This window comes from Amycolatopsis sp. NPDC050768 (genome assembly GCF_040654155.1).
In the GTDB taxonomy this organism is placed as follows: domain Bacteria; phylum Actinomycetota; class Actinomycetes; order Mycobacteriales; family Pseudonocardiaceae; genus Amycolatopsis.
In genome coordinates this window covers 1-17,874 of sequence record NZ_JBFAHL010000045.1, presented here as the reverse complement: position 1 = coordinate 17,874, position 17,874 = coordinate 1, and the positions used below count along the sequence as shown (strand labels likewise).

Here is a 17,874-nt window from a genome sequence, read left to right as displayed (position 1 = left end):
ACTGTCTGGGTGGCCGGGCTGCCGTCGATGTCGTCCAGCATTTCGACGAGAACCTTCTGGGCCATGAGTGCTCCTTGAAATTGGCGTGCATGCTGGCCGTGACCAGGCGCACGAAGGCTGTGACTGGGCGGAATCATATCACCAAATATTTCTGGCCATTTCGGCGCGGTTGCATTGAGGAAATGACGGACTGTTTCCCGTCCGTGCGAACTTCGTGGTGTTTGGACGGAACCGGGCCAGCTGGTGGAGTTCCTACTGGATCCTGGGGTTCTCATGCGCGTGCACCCCGGAGATCGCCCTCGGCTGGTGTGTTGCCGGCAGTGGAGGCGTCGTCCCGGCGGGTTTGGAGCCCATGGAGAAGTCGCCGCTCCAAGACGGCCGCGACATGGGTATGCCGCCTGGGCCTTGCCTTCGAGCGCGTGGGCCAAGTGTGCGACTATCGCTCCGACAATGGCGCGGTGGTGCCAAGGAGAGGTTGAAGAAGGTCGCCAACCTCGTCGATGCGATCGAGAACTTCGTCGGCGGTGAACACGAATTGGCGCGCTTGGTGGCAGGCCGACACTTCTTCCCGGGTGATGGGCGTGGACGCGGTAGGCTGGTCGCGGCCGCGCAGCGAGTATGCGGCGGTCATCGCAGCCCGATCATCGACGCAGGCGAGAATACTCTCGACGACCTGGCGGCCGCTCCTGGCGCTGCCGCCGGCTTCGCCTGGTGCGATCGCTGCCAGTCATGGAAGCAGGTCCGCGAGGCTGCCTCTGCCCCGGGCATGACCAGACGGCAAGAGTAGTAGGTCCTGCTCGAGGACCTGTGCTATCGGCTAATCATTTCAAACCAAAATTTTGCAATTCATCGAAGGGGACACCCATGTCCAACACTGCCCTCTGCGCCCTGCCTGCGCTCGGCTTACTGCTGCGCCGGCAGCGTTGCGGCCGGTCAGGCGGGCGGCTGGGAAGACTGCTCTGCGGGCTACTACTGCCTTTTCGATGGCTGCGACGGCGCCGGGCGATGGCATTCTTGACGACCGGGTCGCCGAACCTCGCCAACCCGGGCCTGGACAAGGCGGCCGGCTCGCAGCGGAATTGATCGCCATGGAACTTCTGCTTGTACGAGGGACACAACTACGACGGCCGGCGAAGCTGTGATCCGCCGAACTCCAGGTACAACTTCACCTACTACGGTGGCAACAACTTCGACTCATCTGTGAAACGCTTCCAGCGGGCGACGATTCTCCTTGATCTGCACCTGTTGCGAGGACCTGCAACAGGTGCAGGGGACAGAGCCGCTTGTACCAGTTTTGGCTTCACTTGTCGTGGGCCTGCGTAGGCGGCGCCGCTCAAACCGGCGAGAACTGGTGCGCCGCAGGTTGCGCCGCGGGCAGTACTGGAACGCGAGATCGTGGTGGTCAACGACAACGGCACGATCGTCGGGTGGCGGCGGTGCGGGCGCAGTCCGATCGGCGGCCGACGTCATCCGTGCTGGGTGATGCCCGTCGGGATCGGGACCGGAGAGGGTCGGGCCAGCGCCCCAATCGGCGAACTCTCCGAGCGGCGGCGGCCGTGCACAGGGAGGCAGGGGTGATTGTGGGCGAGACGTTGACTGGCCTGGCGACCATGGCTGCCGTGAACCCGGTCCCGTGGGCGCGTTCGCAGATGGCGTTCACCCTTGCTTTCCACATCATCCTGGTCCCGCTCGGTGTGTCGTGGGCGTTCATGGTGCTGATCGCGAACTACCGGGCGTTACGGAAGGACGACCGTGCCGCGTTGGTGCTCGCACAGCGGTGGTCGAAGTACATGGCCGTGACCTTCGCCGTGGGCGCGGTGACCGGGACCGTGCTGAGCTTCGAGTTCGGCCTGCTCTGGCCGCACTTCATGGGGACCTGGGGCGAGGCCTTCGGCATCCCGTTCGCGTTCGAGGGGCTGTTCTTCTTCACCGAGGCGATTTTCGTCGCCATCTACATCTTCGGCTGGCGCCGGCTGAAACCGTGGACGCACTTCTGGACCGGCGTGCCGATCGTCCTCGCCGGGGTGTTCGGCTCGATCTCCGTGGTGGCGGCGAACGCCTGGATGAACGCCCCCACCGGGTTCACCGCGAACGCGCAGGGCGAGATCGTCGACGTCGACCCGCTCGGGGTGATTTTCAACGACGCGATGCCGCTGCAGGCCGCGCACATGGTCGTCGCCGCCTATCTGGTCGGCGGGTTCCTGATCTCGTCGGTCTACGCGGTCGGCATGCTGCGCGGCCGGGTCGATCGCTACCACAAGCTCGGGTTCGCCATCCCCTTCAGCGTCGCCGCGGTGGCGACACCGATCCAGATCGGCGTGGGCGACACCCTGGCGCGTTGGGTGTATGACAACCAGCCGGTCAAGTTTGCCGCCATCGAACTGGTGCCGACGACCAGCTCGGACGTTCCCGAGACACTGCTGGGCCACCTCAACGCGGACGGCACGGTCACCGGCGGCATCCCGATCCCCGGCATGGCGTCGTGGCTGTCCGACCCGAGCACCGGCCGGTCGACCGTCGTCCAAGGCCTCGACAGCGTGCCGGCCGACACCCGTCCGACGATCCTGGAGGCCAACGTCGTCCACCTCGCCTGGGACGTGATGGTCGGTCTCGGGACGCTGTTGTTGCTGCTGTCCCTCTGGTACGCCGCGATCTGGTTGATCCGACGACGCGCGCCGACGGGCAAGTGGTTCCTGCGCGTCGCGGCGTGCTCGGGCGTGCTCGCGGTCGTCACGATGGAAGCCGGCTGGGTGGTCACCGAAGTCGGCCGCCAGCCGTGGATCGTCTACAACCTGATGAAGGTCGAGGCCGCGGCGACCGGGAACGCCGGTGTCTGGATCACCTTCATCGCCGTGATCGTTCTCTACCTGGCACTCGGCGTCACGACGATCATGGTGCTCCGCTCGATGAGCAGGCGCTTCCGCCGGGCAGGAGGGCTCGCCGACATCGACACTCCGTACGGACCGACGAAGAAACCCGAGCCGGCCGAGACCGTCGAGTCCGAGCCGTGAGCACCGCCGTGGTCACCGTGCTGCTGGTCGCCCTCGCGACGTACGCGGTCTTCGGGGGAGCCGACTTCGGTGCCGGCTTCTGGGACCTGACCGCCGGCGGGCCGGCGCGAGGTGCCGCACCGCGCGGCTTGATAGAGCGATCGATCGGCCCGGTGTGGGAGGCCAATCACGTCTGGCTGATCTTCATCTTCGTCGTCACGTGGTCCGCCTTTCCGTCGGCGTACCAGTCGATCACGCTGACCATGTTCGTCCCGCTGACCATCGCGGCACTCGGCATCGTGTTGCGTGGCGCGAGCTTCGCGTTCCGCAAGTCTGTCGTCACCGTTCGCTCCCGTCGTGTCTTCGGTGGCGCATTCGCACTCTCGTCCGTGCTCGTGCCCTTCTGCTTCGGCGCGATCGCGGGCGGCATCGCTTCGGGTCACGTGCCGGCCGGCGGGAAGGCCGGCGATCCCGTCGACAGCTGGCTGAACCCGACGTCACTGGTGACGGGCGGCCTGGCGGTCGTGCTGGCGGCGTACCTGGCGGCGGTGTATCTCGTCTGGGACGCACGGCGAGCAGATGACACCGCGATGGCGGTCTACTTCCGCCGCCGCGCGGTGGTGGCCGCCGTGGTCGCGGCCGTGGTCGCCGTGATCGGCTTCGTCGTCCTGAGCTCCTCGGCCCCGCACGTCTTCGACCGCTTGACCTCGTCGTGGGCGTTGCCACTGGTCGTGCTCAGCGTCCTGAGCGGGTTCGGCGCTCTGGTGCTGCTGGTCCGCGACGCCGCCCGAGGTGCACGAGTGCTCGCTGTGGTCGCGGTGGCCTGCATCATTTTCAGCTGGGGCGTGGCGCAGTGGCCCTACCTGCTGCCGGAGAGCGTCACCGTCTCTGCTGCCGCCGCGCCGACCGGAACCCTGGTCGCATTGCTGGTCGCGGTGGGGGTGGCGGTGCTGATCGTGCTGCCGGGCTTCGTGCTGCTGTACGTGCTCGACCAGCGCCGGCTGCTGCCCGAGGAAGGCGTCGAGGACGCCGCTGACCGCGCGGCCGGCTGAGCCGTGCCGCAATCACCTGCGAAAGGTGATTGCGGCACAGCCCCGTCCATCGATCGTCGGAACAGGCCCGGGATTTCGCGCGTCACGACTGTGAAGGAGCCTCCGTGAGTTCCACGACCTCGCCCTTCCCGCCGATTGCCGGCTGGCTGGCGCGTGCCCGGATCCCGGACCACCCACTGCGTCATCCGCTCGAGCGCTCGGCGCTCACCATCAAAGGCCTGACCTACATGCCGACCGGCGCGACGGTCGCGGCCCTGACGACGTCATTGCCCGAGGCGCCGGGCGGTGAGCGCAACTGGGATTACCGCTACACCTGGATCCGCGACACCACGTTCACACTCCAGGCGCTGCACTACCTGAACCTCGACTGGGAAGCCGACGAGTTCATGCAGTTCGTGGCCGACCTCGAGCCGAACCCCGACGGCGGCCTGCAGATCATGTACGGCATCGACGGACGCCGGGACCTGACCGAGTCCACTCGCGACGACCTGAACGGCTACGAAGGCGCCCGGCCGGTGCGGATCGGCAACGGTGCGTTCGACCAGCGCCAGAACGACGTCTTCGGCGCGGTTCTGGACTCGCTTCTGCTGCACACCAGCAGAAGCCAGCACCTGCCGCGCCGGCTCTGGCCTCTCGTCCAGTCGCAGGCGGCGGGTGCGATCGCGGCGTGGCGCGAACCGGACCAGGGCATCTGGGAGGCTCGCGGCAAGCCGCAGCACTACGTGTCGTCGAAGCTGATGGGCTGGGTGGCGCTCGACCGGGCCGCCAAGCTGGCGAACATCCGGGACGACGACAAGCTCGCCGGCCAGTGGCGCTCGACGGCGGACGAGATCCGTGCGGACATCCTCGAGCACGGCGTGAGCGACCGCGGCGTGCTCCGGCAGCACTACGACACCGACGCGCTGGACGCCTCGACCCTGCTCGCAGCCCTGTTCGGCTTCCTGCCGGGCACCGACGAACGAATGCGCAACACCGTCGACGCGATTGACACCGAGCTGACCGAGAACGGTTTCGTCCTTCGGTACCGCACCGACGAAACCGACGACGGTCTGTCCGGCAAGGAAGGCACGTTCCTGATCTGCTCGTACTGGCTGGTCTCCGCGCTCGCCGTGGTCGGCGAGATGGACCGGGCGACGAGCCTCATGGAGCGCCTGCTGCGGATCGCGTCGCCGTTGGGCCTGTACGCGGAGGAGTTCGAAGTCGACCGCGCACGGCACCTGGGCAACTTCCCCCAGGCGTTCTCCCACCTCGCCCTGATCGAGGCGGCCGGGCGGATCATCCTGTCCGACTTCCTGGCGGAGCTGTCGCTGTGACCGGGCAGCGCGACGAGAGCCGGAACGTCCTGGTGCTCGGCGGCGGGCTGGCCGGCGTCGCCTGTGCCCACCGGCTCGGTGACGAAGGCATCGGGGTGACCCTCGTCGACCGCAACGACTACCACCAGTTCCAGCCATTGCTCTACCAAGTCGCCACCGCGCAACTGCCCGCGGAGGACATCGCCCGCCCGCACCGGGTGATCTTCCACGCCTACCCGACGGTCGAGGTCCGCACCGCGCACGTCGCCGAGGTCGACGTCGCGAACCTCAGCCTGACGCTGTCCGACGGCGAGGTGGTCGGCGGATCACACCTGGTGCTCGCGGCGGGCGCGCAGCCCGAGTTCTTCGGTGTCCCGGGCGCCGCCGAGCACGCGTTCCCGCTCTACTCCGTGGCCGACGCCGAGCGGCTCCGGCTCCACGTGCAGGACCTGGTGCGGGCGGTCTCGGCAGGGGAACTCGAGGAGGACGCGCTCGACGTCGTCGTCGTGGGCGGCGGCCCGACCGGGGTCGAGATCACCGGCGCGCTCACCGAGCTCATGGCCGCCCTCGCGACCATGGACCGGATCCCGAAGCCCGGGCGGATCTTCCTGATCGACCGCGGCAGCACGCTGCTCGGCGCGTTCTCCAGCCGATCGCACAAGTACGCCCACAAGAAGCTCACCACGCAGGGCGCCGAACCCCGACTCGACACGGGTGTCGCGGCGGTGCACGCCGACCGGGTGGAACTCGACGACGGAACCGCCATCCGCACCCGCACCGTCATCTGGGGCGGCGGTGAGTCGGCGGCGCCGGTGGTGCAGGCCGCCGCCGGGCTCAAGACCGGTCGGGGCGGGCGGGTGGACGTGTCGCCCGACCTGACTGTCGAAGGGCACCCGGGCGTGTACGCGATCGGAGACGCCGCCAACATCCCGGCGGCGCACGGCACAACGCTGCCGCAGCTGGGCTCGGTCGCGCAGCAGTCCGGCGACTGGGCAGCGGGCAACATCCTTCGCGAGCGCAACGGACAGCCCACGAAGCCGTTCCACTACAAGGACAAGGGCATCATGGCCATGATCGGCCGCAACGCCGCCGTCGCCGAGGTCGGCAAGCACCGCCATCAGGTCGACGGGCCCCTCGCGTTCGCCGCCTGGCTCGGTGTCCACGCGATGCTGCTGAGCGGCGCCCACAGCAAGGCCGACGCGTTCATCTCGTGGGCCTGGGACTACTTCGAACGCGACCACGCCGCGACCGTCGAGTGGTCGGCGACGCCCAAGCGCATCGCCTGGGGAGACGACGCCGCGGACATCCCGCACATCTCGGTGCACCGTGGCCACTCTTCAAGGAAAGCTGATAGCTCCTGAGGAGGACAGCATGACCGAGCACTACGACGTCATCATCGTGGGATCCGGAGCCGGTGGCGGCACCCTCGCACATCGGCTCGCGCCGTCGGGAAAGCGCGTGCTGATCCTCGAACGCGGCGACTGGCTGCCCCGCGAGGCGCAGAATTGGGACGCCGAGGCGGTGTTCGTCGACAACCGCTACGTGTCGACCGACAAGTGGTTGGACGACAAGGGAAATCCGTTCCAGCCTCAGGTCCACTACTTCGTCGGAGGTGCGACGAAGTTCTACGGAGCCGCGCTGTATCGGCTGCGAGAGCGAGACTTCGGCGAGCTCAAGCATCACGGCGGCATCTCGCCCGCGTGGCCCATCGGGTACGACGAGATGGAGCCGTACTACACCCAGGCCGAGCAGCTCTACCAGGTGCACGGCAAGCGCGGCGAGGACTCGACCGATCCGCCCGCTTCCGCGCCGTACCCCTTCCCGCCGGTTTCGCACGAGCCGCGCATCCAGCGGCTGTTCGACGACCTGGCAGCGGTGGGGCTGCACCCCTTCCACGCGCCGGCGGGGATAATGCTCGACGAGGCCCGGCCCGCGTTCAGCGCGTGCATCCGCTGCGCCACCTGCGACGGATTCCCGTGTCTGGTCCACGCGAAGTCCGACGCGGACGTCATCGCCGTGCGACCGGCCATCGAGCACGACACCGTGACGCTGGTCCGCAACGCCCGGGTGCAGCGCCTGGAGACCGACGAGTCCGGGCGGACGGTGACCTCGGTCGTCGCCGACGTGGACGGCGAGGAGCAGCGGTTCGCCGCCGACGTGGTCGTCGTGTCGGCGGGCGCGGTCAACTCGGCCCGGATCCTGCTCGCGAGCGCCAACGACCGCCATCCGGGCGGCCTCGCCAACGGGTCGGATCAGGTCGGCCGCAACTACGTGTTCCACAACAGCCGCGCGTTCCTCGCGATCTCGACCGAGAAGAACGACACCCGGTTCCAGAAGACGCTGGGTCTCAACGACTACTACTTCGGCGACGCCGATTTCGACTACCCGATGGGCAACCTGCAGATGGTGGGCAAGTCGTCCGCACCGATGTACCGCGGCGAGAAGCCCCTCGAGACGGTGCTGGCACCGACGTTCGCGCTCCACGACGTGGCCGAGCACGCGGTCGACTTCTGGCTGTCGGCCGAAGACCTTCCCGTTCCCGACAACCGGGTGACGCTCGACCGCGACGGGAACGTGGTGCTGAGCTACACCCCGAACAACCAGGAGCCGATGGAGCAGCTCTACCACCGCGTGAAAAAGCACCTGAGCCGGCTGGGGATGCATCCGCATCATCTGATTCCGCGCGACGTCTACATGAAAAACGACATTCCGGTGGCGGGCTGCGCGCACCAGGTCGGCACCGTGCGGTTCGGGCGCGATCCGGCGACGTCTGTCCTCGACTCCGACTGCAAGGCTCACGAACTCGACAACCTCTACGTCGTCGACACGAGCTTCTTCCCGAGCATCGGCGCGGTCAACCCGGCACTGACGGCGATCGCGAACGCACTGCGAGTCGGAGACCACCTGCTGCAGCGACTCGGCTGAGCCCGATCAGCTCGAAATCCAGGGCGTACGCCAGCCGCCGAATCCGGCCGGGATCTCGTCGGCCGCGGCCGGGCCCCAGCTGCCGGGCGCGTAGGAGTGCACGGGCGGCGGCGCGTCGAGCAAGGGTTGCATGATCCGCCAGGTCTCTTCGACGCTGTCCTGCCGGGAGAACCGCGTGCTCTTCCCGATCATCGCCGCGTGCAGCAGGGTCTCATACGGTGTCGGGCCCTCGCCGCCCTCGGCCGCGAACTCCATGTCGAGGTCGATCGGCGCGATCCGGGCCACGTCGGCGCGACGCGCATCGACCTGGATCCGGACCCCGGTCGACGGGTCGAGCCTCAGCACGAGCTGGTTCGGCTGCGCCGCGTGCCCGACCAGTCCGAAACCCAGCTTGGGCGGGCGCTTGAACACCAGCCGCAGCTCGGTCTGCGTCACCGGCAGCCGCTTGCCGGTCCGGATGAAAAACGGCACGCCGGCCCAGCGCCAGTTCTCGATGTCGAGCCGCAGCGCCGCATACGTCTCGGTGGCCGAGCCGCGCGAAACACCGTCGATGTCGAGGTAACCGTCGTACTGGCCGCGCACGTAGTGGGCCGGGTCAGCCTCCTCCACCGCTCGGAACAGACCGACCTGCGACTCCTTCAGCGTCACCGGGTCGCCCCGCGAGGGCGGCTCCATCGCGGCAGCCGCGACCACCTGCATCAAGTGGTTCACGACGACGTCCCGCAGCGCGCCGACCGGGTCGTAGAAATGGCCGCGGTCCTCGACGCCGAAGCTCTCCGCCATCGTGATCTGCACGCACTCGAGGTAGTTGCGGCTCCACAACGGTTCGAGGATGGCGTTCGCGAAGCGCAGGTGGAGGATCTCCTCCAGCCCCATCTTCCCCAGGTAGTGGTCAATCCGGAACAGCTGCGACTCGTCGATGTACTGGTGCAGCTCCTCGGCCAGCGCACGCGCGGACTGCCGGTCGTGTCCGAACGGCTTCTCGACGACGAGCCGGGCGCCGGCGGTCAGACCGGCCTCCGACAGTCCCTTGACCACGCGTCCGAACAGGAACGGCGGGATCTCCAGGTAGAACACCGGAGTCCCAACACCCTTGACGGCGTCTCCCACCCGCTCGAAAGTGGCGGGGTCGGTGAAATCTCCACTGACGTAGGACAGCTTGGCGGCGAAGCGATCGAACACCGCCTCGTCCAGGTCTCCGGTCGCCTCGATCGACGACCGGGCCCGTTCGATGAGCTGGTCGAGCCCCCAGTCGTCAGCCGCCACCCCGACGATGGGACACGTCAGCAGGCCACGGGCCTCGAGCCGGTACAGCGAACGGAAGGTCATCACCTTCGCCAGGTCGCCGGTGATACCGAAAATCACGAGTACGTCCGCCGGCCGCGTCTGCGGCTCTGTGGCTGTCGATGTCATCCTTACCTCCACCTCGGGCATGGCCGCGTCCGGTCGCCACGATGGCGCCCGGAAAGCCCATGGCGCGTCGCCCGATCCGGATGACTCCGTCCACACGAGGCAGACTCGTCCCCGTCGACCAGCCAGGCTCCATCGAGGACGACTCGCACGGGCAACGCAGCTTCGTGGCCACCCGGCTCAGCTCGAAACCGAGCCGCAGACAGGCCGCGCTCGGGAACAGCGGCGGCCCTCCATATACATATCCGGGGCCCGCAGTGTCATGACGCGAGGATCTTGGCCTTCTCGGACTGGAACTCGGCGTCGGTGAGGACGCCCTGCGCCTTGAGCTCGGCAAGCTCCTTGAGCTGCGTGACCGTGTCGCGAGCGGGTGCCGCAGCTGGCTGCGACGGTGGCACGTCCTGCTGTTGCTGGGCGTACTGCTCGTCCTCCTGCCGGGACCAGCGTTGGCCCTGACGGCGCGAGACTCGATTCGACACGGCGGTCGCAGTCCCTGCGATCGCGGCAGTTCGTGCGAGACCTCGGAGGAGACCCGGCATGGTTCTCGTCCTTTCTCCGTCGGATCAGACGTCGGCTGCTTCGGCGGCATCGAGCGATGCGGCGATGGCATCGAGGGGGACGTAACCGACAGCCACCACCTCGGCCCCACCGCGGCGCAGGGCCTGCGTGAACGGCCGTGCCCACCGATTCTCGAACAGCAGGATCGCCGCGGACGCCCCGGGTTCGATCGCGGACGCGGCATCGGCCAGGTCACCGTCGTCGAACAGGCCCGAGGACGCGCCTTCGAAGGTCGCCACGTCAAGCCGGCCGTCAAGATCCAGGTCGCGCAACTCGACCGCGCGCACCGACCCATCGTCGTCCCGGGTGACGAACAGCAAATCGAGGATTCGGATCAAACCCTGGTCGACCAAGTCCACTAAAATTGGCAAGCCGTGGCCGGTTATCTTGCCGCCCGGGAACTCGACGATCAGATAGCTGACCGGCCCCATTGCCTCGACGGCATCGGTCATCACAGGCCTCCTGGCTACTTCCCGGCAGGGATGTAGTGCGCGCCACAGCGGACGCACACATCACCACTCGACTTTCGAGCTGAGCGCCGGCCCTGTCCTCATCCCAAGCAGGTGACGTCGCGCGGGCACGGCTTGGCGGGTACGCCACTTCCGATTTCGACCCCGCGCCTGTCGCGGTCATCGATGTCAGCACGAACCCCGGTCACGATGAAGATCATCTTCCACGAGTCCAGCGAATGGCAGCACTCGTATCTGTCCCACGTCGCGATGCAGTACGTAGAGCGCAACGCGGACAGACACCTCGATCGCTGGACCGCAAGCCGCCGGATGCGGGATCATTCCGCCGGGCGGACGAACCGGCTCGGATCGCCGGCCGCTCGCGCTCCGCTGTCCAGCCATCGGGTGAAACCCTGCCGGTCGCGCCGTTCCAGTTCGTCGAGGTACGCCTGCCTGGCGGCAATGACGGCGTACCGCGACTCTTCGTCGCGGACGTGCTCCAGCTCGACGTAACTCCGCCGCCACGCCAAGCAGAGCTCTTCGACCGACAGCGAGCTGACCGACACCGGCCGGACCGACACCGGCCGGACCGACACCGGCCGGACGGACCCGCGCTGGACCGACCCGCGCTGGACGTTCGGAAGAGGCGCGGGCCGCCGGTGCCGGCGGGGCTGGTCAGGCCGGGCGAGGACCTTTGGCCCCGACCAGAGGCCGGCGATTACGAGAATGGTGGTGGTCGTCAGGGCGAGGGTCGCTCCGGCGACGACTGCGATGGTCGCCGCGATCAGTCCGACGACCGCGGTGAAGACGGCGACCGCCGCGGCTGCTCGCGGGGCCGCGTGGCGAGGACCGAAGCGACGCTCCACCCAGCGGTCGTTGGCGCAGACCCGGAAGAACAAGCCCAAGGCCAGTGCTGAAGCCGCCACGGCGACCAGGGCCAGAGCCGGTACCAGCGTGAGACCGAGTGCGCAAATCACGCTCGTGCAACTCACTGTCGACCACCACACCACGCGAGCGAACACGGTTCACCTCGACTGTCGAGCGAAGCACCGGGAGCCAGGACACCGGCCCCGTGGGGCTCTACGCCGCCTCGGCGCGTGGTGCTCCGGCGGCGGGGAGTCCGCGATCCAGCGTGCAGGGGCGGGTTGAGTCCGGATAGGGTCCAATGTCGTTTTGCCGGGCGTTCCGCCGTGTGACGACGACACTGATGCCTGCGGTAGCGCCCTTGGGGCCGAACTCTCGGCGGTGTTGCCGGGGGTGGGTGCGGTGGTGCAGCCAGCGGCTGTTCTGCCGGCGAAATCGGTTCGTCATGGTCATGACCATCGGCCTCACCTGTGCCTCCCACGGCGTGTGCCTTCAATCGCGTGCGTTGCCCCGTACGCGCCGCGCAGTCCTCCGCGGTGAACGGTGTCACGGGTTTCGCGGTCAAACGCACGTCGGCCAGGCGTTCGCCGAGCAGTTCCGCGTACTCCTCGGCGACCCAGTACACGAGCAGCGTGACCACCACCGCGACCGTGAGCGCGGCGGTCACGATGGCGCCGTAGATACCGGCTGCGCGGTGCCTGCCGCGGCGCCCGCCCGGAGTCGGTCTGTCGTTCTGGTTCGTCAAACAGCGAGCAGCTTCGACTTGGCCTGTTGGTACTCGTCTTCGGTGAGGTCGCCGCTCTTGCGCAAGCCGGCCAGCCGCTCCAGCTCGCCGACCCGATCGGGTCCACGGTCCGACGGTGGCTTATCGCGCGCCGCGTCCTGCACGTAGGAGCGGAATGCCTGCTCCTGGCGCTGTGCGCGTTCCTGCGCGCGCTCGCCCATGCCACGGCCGCGGGCAACGAGGTACACGAAGATTCCGAGGAATGGCAGGATGCAGACGAAGATCGTCCACCCCGCCTTGGCCCAGCCGTTGAGGTGATCGTCTCGGAAGATGTCCGCTATCACGCGGAACAGGAGCATGAACCACAAGATCCAGAGGAAGAACCACAACATGGTCCAGAAAATGTTGAGCAGCGGATAGCTCGACACCGGATGCCTCCGATCATCAGTCCGATTGGCAGCGGCTCCGATGCCGCCGGAGTCACGCTCGACCGGACAGGGTGCCTGGCGCACCACCTGGAATGGATGAGGAGTACTGGTCGACCGAAACACGCCAGCGACGACCAAAACCATCGCGCCGGAGACCACAGGGGGCCGCACGTCGGCGGAAAAGCCTTAAATTCCAGCAGCACGTCGGTCAGCGCAGAATTGCGTGCCAGGACCGGACCGTGAAGGTAGGTCGCCAATACCCGGCCGGCCAGCAATTCGCGGACCTAGACGTCGGGTTTTCGGTTGCCGGGTGCGGTGGGAAAGATCCATGAAGCACGTGGAGGTCTGGCGGGGCGACCACGGTGACCCGGTGCCGCTGGTCGGCCCGCTGCCGGGGTCCGCGACGGCGACACCCTTGCCTACGAATTCCAGCTGCCGCAGCGTTTTGAGCCGTGGCCGGGGCGCACCCGGCCGGTGCGCGTGTTCGTCCTGTTGGACCTCGGGGTGGGCATGGCCGAGCCGTGCTGGCAGCGGATGCGGACCACCGATGGCCGCGTCGTCGTGGGGGTCGACGGGGACCTGCCCGCACCGGCCACCTGGTATGTCGATCTGCTGCACGTGACGATCGAGCCCGGGCGGATCGCGCTGCGCGACCTGTACCCGGATGTCATGGTGTCCACCGACGGCCGCCACCAGCGGCCGCTCGACTTGGACGAGTTCGCCGACGCGATCGACGCCGGGCACCTCGACCTGGCCACCGCGGTGGACGGAGTGCGGCGCTGGCACCGCTTCCAGGAGCTGCACCTGCACACCCACCGCTTCCTCCTCGCCGGCTGGATCGACTTCCCGCCGCGCAGGCTGGCCGGGCTCGCCGCGCTGCCGACGCCGGTCGTCGAGGTCACAGGTTGACGCCAGAGGAGGTCCGGTCCTCCCTCGTGTGGACGGAGGTGCGCGTGGCATCGAGCGACAGATCGGACGCCTCGACTCAGGAGCCGGTTACTCCTTTTGCGTGGCAGACAAGGACACCGATGAGGCGCTTGGGACGGCGGGGCTCAATCTCGCGCCGATCGTCGCAGGCCGGGCGACGGCGGGGCACTCAGTCGCACCGCGCCCGCGGGCGGGTCCACAGTGATCAACGAAGGTGAGCGTGCGGCGGAGCGTGGTGCGTCGACCGCACGACACCTTGCACGGTTGCGGCTTTCTGTGTCGCGTGACTACTGGGCGTCGTCTCCGTCGAGGTAGTCCACCTTCGCCGCACGGTGTGCAAGGTGCTCCATTGCCGCCATCGCGGCCTCTAGGCTCGAGTACGAACCGTCGATGCGCACGGCGACGTCCCAGCCGTTGAACTGCCCGGGAACCACGGCGAGCTGTGCCCACTTGAAGCGCTCGGCCACCAGCTCCCCGAGGTCGCGTGCGCGGGTCTCCGGGTCGCCCACTTCCGGGCGGGTGTACCGCGAGACGATCTTCGGGTCAGATCCCATATCTTTCTCCCCAGCGGATCGATCAGGTTGCCCTATATCGAGCGTAGAGCTCACCCCGTTACGCCTCGCACAGGCTTTGACGGCCAGCCGGGCTCTCGGGCTCAGCCCACCAGCCGATCTCTCCTGCGAGCTAGCGTTCCTCAGATGCCATCAGCCGAACTTTGCTGCTGGCGCGCCAGGTTTGGAGTGTGCTCAGCGGCAAGATCGACGACTGTGAGGTCCCGCGGCCGTCGCCGCTCAAAGCTGGCAAACGCAGCGCCGGTGGGTGGCGGCAGATCGGGCTGTCGCTGCCGCTGACGTCGCGGCTGGGCGCACAGATTGCCCACCGGCGAGCCCGTGGCGTACACGTCGGTCGGTGGGTTCGGCCGCGGCGCACGCAATATCTGCCGGTGCAGCCCGAGGCGGTGGTGGAGGTCGAGGCCGATCCCGGGGTCGCGTCGTTCAGCGACTGGCCCCTGGTAGTTGCTGTTTTCCAGAGGCGCCCGATTTCCGTCGTCCGGTGGCGCCGTCGTTCTCCCATACGCAGAAGCAGTCGTCGTCGCAGTCGGCCGCTTCGCCATGTTCCAAATCGGGTCGAAAGAACTCAGGAACAGTGAGCGCGCGAGTGTCCACTGTGGCCACGAAGGACGGCCGGTAAATCGGGGCGGAGCCAGGGAAGTATGCCGCCCGCGGGCCCAGTGAAGTGAGATCCACCCTAGGGAGTCGAAGGGCCACGGCTGGCGAACACGCGGGTAAACGTGTCCAGAAGCTTGCGGGGCCCCGAGATCTTCACCAGGCCGCACTTGATGGCCTGCACCAGCTCCAGGTAGGACGGGAGGTCCTCGGGCTGGAGGGTGATCACGAGGTCCGCACCGGAGGGAGCGGGGCCGACGCCGGCGTCGAGTTTGCCGTTGGTGACGACGGCGTGGACGGCGAAGTCGGGGGTGTGGATTTCCCAGGACGCGGTGACGTCGGTGGCGCCGGAGGGGTCGAAGGCGGCGCGGAGTGACATGGCCAGGGATTCGGGGGTGACGATCTCGCCGGGGCGGGGTTCGCCGAGTTGGGTTGTGCCCCAGCGGCCGAGGGCGTGGATGGCCGGTTCGAGTTCCTGGCCGAGTGGGGTGAGGGCGTAGACGACGCCGCGGCGGGGAGCGGGCGCGATCTGGCGTTCGACGATGCCGGACTGTTCGAACTCTTTCAAGCGCGTGGCCAGCACGTTGGACGGGATGCCGGGCAGGCCGTCGAGGAGATCGGTGTAGCGGCGCGGGTGGATGGCCAGGTCGCGGATGATCAGCAGCCCCCAGCGTTCGCCGACGAGCTCCAGGGCTCGTGCGAGGCCGCAGTACTGCCCGAAATCACGCCGTTTCATGTGTTAAGCGTAGCACCGTCCCTAACTGAGACTAGACTCCTCCAAAAGGACTGTACTTGCAAAAACGAAGTGAGCGGGTTAACGTCCTCGGCGTGACCAAGAAGGGGCCACGGAACCTGAAGGGGAACCAACGATGACTGCTCTGCAGAACGCGACGGTGTGCGTGACGGGCGCGAACGGTGGGCTCGGGTCCGCGTTCGTCCAGGCCGCGCTGGATCGGGGTGCGGCCCGCGTGTATGCGGCTGCCCGCAAGGAGAAAGAGTGGGGTGACGAGCGGGTCGTGACCGTCGACCTGGATCTGACCGACCGGGACTCGATCGCGACGGCCGCGGCGAAGCTGGGCGACACCACGATCCTCGTCAACAACGCGGCGATCTTCCCGCACAGCGACCTGTTGACCGCCCCGATCGAGGAGATCGAGGAGGTGTTCGAGGCCAACCTGCTGGGCCCGCTCGTCCTGACCCGCGAGCTGGCGCCGGCGCTGCGGACGGCAAAGGGCGCGCTGCTCAATGTGGGGTCGGTGCTGAGCTGGTTCGCCATCGGCAAGGCGCACAGCGTTTCCAAGGCCGGGCTGTGGATGGCCACCAACGCCCTGCGGCTCGAACTCGCGCCCGACGGCGTGCAGGTCCTCGGGGCCTTCTTCGGCCCGACCGACACTCCGATGCAGGCCGGCAACGACACCGGCGGCATGAACAAGCCTGCCGACGTCGTCAGCGCGATCTTCGACGCCCTCGAAGCCGGCGAGCACGAGGTTCTGGTCGACGACATGACGAAGAAGGTCCACGCCGGACTCGCGGCCGACGTCACGGCGCTCTACCCGGCGCTGGCCGGTAGGTGACTGTGTCCACTTCAGACAGACGAGTGCTCGTCACGGGAGCGGCCGGTGGCACTGGAGGGGCCGCCGTCCGCGAGGCCCTGGCGCTGGGGCTGACCGTGCGGGCGATGGTGCGCACGCTCGACGACCGCGCGCGGGCGCTGGCCGACCAGGGGGCCGAGGTCGTTGTCGGTGACTTCCAGGACGTCACCACGCTGCGGCCCGCGCTCGAGGGCGCGGACGCCGCATATTTCGTCCACCCGATGCGGCCGGGCCTGATCCAGGCGACGGTCAACTTTGTCCAGGCGGTGAAGGAAACCGGCGGCCCGGCCGTCCTCAACCTCTCGCAGCGCAACACCAGCCGCGAGTCCACGGGGATCTCGACGCGGGAGACGTTCCTGTCGCAGGAAGTGTTCACCTGGTCCGGTGTGGACGTCGTCCACCTGTGCCCGACGATGTTCCTCGAATGGTTCCTCTACCCGTGGATCCTGCCGAACCTGCGCAAGGGGAAGCTGTGGATGCCTGCGGGTGCGGGCACGTCGTCGATCGTCGGCACCGAGGACCTGGGGCGCGCGATCGCCGCGCTGCTGAAGGAGCCGGGCGTCCACATCGGTCGGACGATCCCGCTGTCCGGCCCGGCTGAGCTCGGCCAGGCGAAGATGGCGGCCGAGCTGTCAGACGCGCTGGGCCGGGAGATCGTCTACGAAGACTGCGACCTGGACGAGTTCGTCGCCACGATTGCCGCGTTCGGCGTGCCCGAGTACCTGGTCGGGTCGATTCGCGGAATCATGATCGACTATCGCGCCGGACGGCTCGGCGGCGCCGACGACACCATCGAAAAGCTCACCGGGCGGCGGCCGATGTCCGTCGCCGAGTTCGCCCGCAAACACGCCGCCCTGCTGAACGGAGTCGAGTGATGGCTGAAGTCGTGGACACTTTCGTCGAGCGGAACCGGAAGTTCGCCGAGACGCGGTTCGATCCCACGTTGATCATGCGGCCGAGCCTGCTGACGAGCGTCATCAGCTGTTTCGACCCGCGGGTCGACCCCGCTGTCGTGCTCGGCACGGAGCCGGGGGAGATCGGGGTGCTGCGCAACGTCGGCGGACGCGTCACGCCGGACACGATCGAGCAGCTGGTGATGTTGCAGCACCTGGCCGCGGCCGCGGGGGCGGGTCCCGGTGGGTGGAACGTCGTCGTGCTGCAGCACACCGGCTGCGGCATCACCCTGATCCGAGACCGGCCCGACCTGCTGGCTCCGTACTTCGGGTCGCCTGAGGCCGAGCTGCCCGACGTGGCGGATCCGCGAGCGGCGGTGGCTCGGGACGTGGCGTTGCTGAGGGCCGAGCCGCGCCTGCCCGGGTATCTGGTGTCGGGTCTTGTTTACGACGTCGGTACCGGTTTGGTGGAAACCGTCGTCGGGCCGTAGGCGACCATCCACTGTGGACCGGCTGATGCCGGTTCGTTGACGAACGGGGGGTCCGTTGTCAACGAGCCGGCAGCTCGGTCAGCAGGCTCGCGGTGCTACTTCTTGGCGGCGGC

General features: G+C 68.0%; 18 protein-coding genes. 10 read left to right on the top strand and 8 right to left on the bottom strand.

What is annotated here, in order from left to right; translation table 11 throughout:
- Positions 1–436: 436 nt before the first annotated feature.
- Positions 437–631 carry a hypothetical protein gene (locus AB0H62_RS51075; protein WP_360593002.1) on the bottom strand — a complete coding sequence of 65 codons (195 nt, stop codon included), beginning with the start codon at positions 629–631 and terminating at the stop codon, positions 437–439.
- Between the two features lie 979 nt (positions 632–1,610).
- Here AB0H62_RS51075 and AB0H62_RS51070 point away from each other — a divergent pair.
- The 5 genes from AB0H62_RS51070 to AB0H62_RS51050 all read left to right on the top strand — a co-directional run bounded on the left by AB0H62_RS51070 (position 1,611) and on the right by AB0H62_RS51050 (position 8,259).
- Positions 1,611–3,011, top strand: a complete 1,401-nt coding sequence (locus AB0H62_RS51070; RefSeq protein ID WP_360593001.1) for a cytochrome ubiquinol oxidase subunit I — start codon at positions 1,611–1,613, stop codon at positions 3,009–3,011.
- The gene (locus AB0H62_RS51065; RefSeq protein ID WP_360593000.1) at positions 3,008–4,042 is read left to right on the top strand and encodes a cytochrome d ubiquinol oxidase subunit II; all 1,035 of its coding nucleotides are present in this window, start codon (positions 3,008–3,010) and stop codon (positions 4,040–4,042) included. The genes AB0H62_RS51070 and AB0H62_RS51065 overlap by 4 nt, the downstream gene beginning before the upstream one ends.
- A gap of 104 nt (positions 4,043–4,146) precedes the next feature.
- A complete protein-coding gene (locus AB0H62_RS51060) occupies positions 4,147–5,355 on the top strand; it encodes a glycoside hydrolase family 15 protein (RefSeq protein ID WP_255638452.1) in 1,209 nt (402 codons plus the stop codon).
- Positions 5,352–6,695 (top strand): NAD(P)/FAD-dependent oxidoreductase, encoded by a 1,344-nt coding sequence (locus AB0H62_RS51055; RefSeq protein WP_220244253.1) that lies wholly within the window; start codon positions 5,352–5,354, stop codon positions 6,693–6,695. Before AB0H62_RS51060 ends, AB0H62_RS51055 begins: the two co-directional genes overlap by 4 nt.
- 10 nt (positions 6,696–6,705) lie before the next feature.
- A complete protein-coding gene (locus AB0H62_RS51050) occupies positions 6,706–8,259 on the top strand; it encodes a GMC family oxidoreductase (RefSeq protein WP_360592999.1) in 1,554 nt (517 codons plus the stop codon).
- Between the two features lie 6 nt (positions 8,260–8,265).
- On the opposite strand, the gene zwf is transcribed toward AB0H62_RS51050, so the two are convergent.
- The 4 genes from zwf to AB0H62_RS51030 all read right to left on the bottom strand — a co-directional run bounded on the left by zwf (position 8,266) and on the right by AB0H62_RS51030 (position 11,653).
- Positions 8,266–9,672, bottom strand: a complete 1,407-nt coding sequence (gene zwf / locus AB0H62_RS51045) for a glucose-6-phosphate dehydrogenase (RefSeq protein ID WP_220244251.1) — start codon at positions 9,670–9,672, stop codon at positions 8,266–8,268.
- A gap of 257 nt (positions 9,673–9,929) precedes the next feature.
- The gene (locus AB0H62_RS51040) at positions 9,930–10,148 is read right to left on the bottom strand and encodes an SHOCT domain-containing protein (protein WP_255638451.1); all 219 of its coding nucleotides are present in this window, start codon (positions 10,146–10,148) and stop codon (positions 9,930–9,932) included.
- 84 nt (positions 10,149–10,232) lie between these two features.
- Complete coding sequence (locus AB0H62_RS51035) at positions 10,233–10,679, bottom strand: DUF6325 family protein (protein WP_255638450.1); 447 nt, start codon at positions 10,677–10,679, stop codon at positions 10,233–10,235.
- A gap of 335 nt (positions 10,680–11,014) precedes the next feature.
- Complete coding sequence (locus tag AB0H62_RS51030) at positions 11,015–11,653, bottom strand: hypothetical protein (RefSeq protein WP_360592998.1); 639 nt, start codon at positions 11,651–11,653, stop codon at positions 11,015–11,017.
- Between the two features lie 387 nt (positions 11,654–12,040).
- Here AB0H62_RS51030 and AB0H62_RS51025 point away from each other — a divergent pair, with 387 nt between their 5' ends.
- Positions 12,041–12,220 (top strand): hypothetical protein, encoded by a 180-nt coding sequence (locus AB0H62_RS51025; protein ID WP_360592997.1) that lies wholly within the window; start codon positions 12,041–12,043, stop codon positions 12,218–12,220.
- Between the two features lie 61 nt (positions 12,221–12,281).
- On the opposite strand, the gene AB0H62_RS51020 is transcribed toward AB0H62_RS51025, so the two are convergent.
- Complete coding sequence (locus AB0H62_RS51020) at positions 12,282–12,776, bottom strand: SHOCT domain-containing protein (protein WP_266118192.1); 495 nt, start codon at positions 12,774–12,776, stop codon at positions 12,282–12,284.
- A 390-nt stretch (positions 12,777–13,166) separates the two neighbouring features.
- Here AB0H62_RS51020 and AB0H62_RS51015 point away from each other — a divergent pair, with 390 nt between their 5' ends.
- Positions 13,167–13,601 (top strand): hypothetical protein, encoded by a 435-nt coding sequence (locus AB0H62_RS51015; protein ID WP_360592996.1) that lies wholly within the window; start codon positions 13,167–13,169, stop codon positions 13,599–13,601.
- Between the two features lie 305 nt (positions 13,602–13,906).
- Here the strand turns inward: AB0H62_RS51015 and AB0H62_RS51010 are convergent, their stop codons facing one another.
- Positions 13,907–14,173, bottom strand: coding sequence for a hypothetical protein (locus AB0H62_RS51010; protein WP_220244245.1), 267 nt, complete (start codon positions 14,171–14,173; stop codon positions 13,907–13,909).
- A gap of 694 nt (positions 14,174–14,867) precedes the next feature.
- Positions 14,868–15,521: a helix-turn-helix domain-containing protein gene (locus AB0H62_RS51005; protein WP_360592995.1), complete on the bottom strand. Its 654-nt coding sequence runs from the start codon at positions 15,519–15,521 to the stop codon at positions 14,868–14,870.
- 133 nt (positions 15,522–15,654) lie between these two features.
- Here AB0H62_RS51005 and AB0H62_RS51000 point away from each other — a divergent pair, with 133 nt between their 5' ends.
- From AB0H62_RS51000 to AB0H62_RS50990, 3 genes are read left to right on the top strand one after another with little or no spacing between them, the layout of a single operon-like run.
- Positions 15,655–16,359 carry an SDR family oxidoreductase gene (locus AB0H62_RS51000; RefSeq protein ID WP_220244242.1) on the top strand — a complete coding sequence of 235 codons (705 nt, stop codon included), beginning with the start codon at positions 15,655–15,657 and terminating at the stop codon, positions 16,357–16,359.
- Positions 16,360–16,361: 2 nt separating this feature from the next.
- Positions 16,362–17,252: an NmrA family NAD(P)-binding protein gene (locus AB0H62_RS50995; protein WP_360592994.1), complete on the top strand. Its 891-nt coding sequence runs from the start codon at positions 16,362–16,364 to the stop codon at positions 17,250–17,252.
- Positions 17,252–17,761, top strand: a complete 510-nt coding sequence (locus AB0H62_RS50990) for a carbonic anhydrase (protein WP_220244240.1) — start codon at positions 17,252–17,254, stop codon at positions 17,759–17,761. The genes AB0H62_RS50995 and AB0H62_RS50990 overlap by 1 nt, the downstream gene beginning before the upstream one ends.
- The last annotated feature ends 113 nt before the right edge of the window (positions 17,762–17,874 follow it).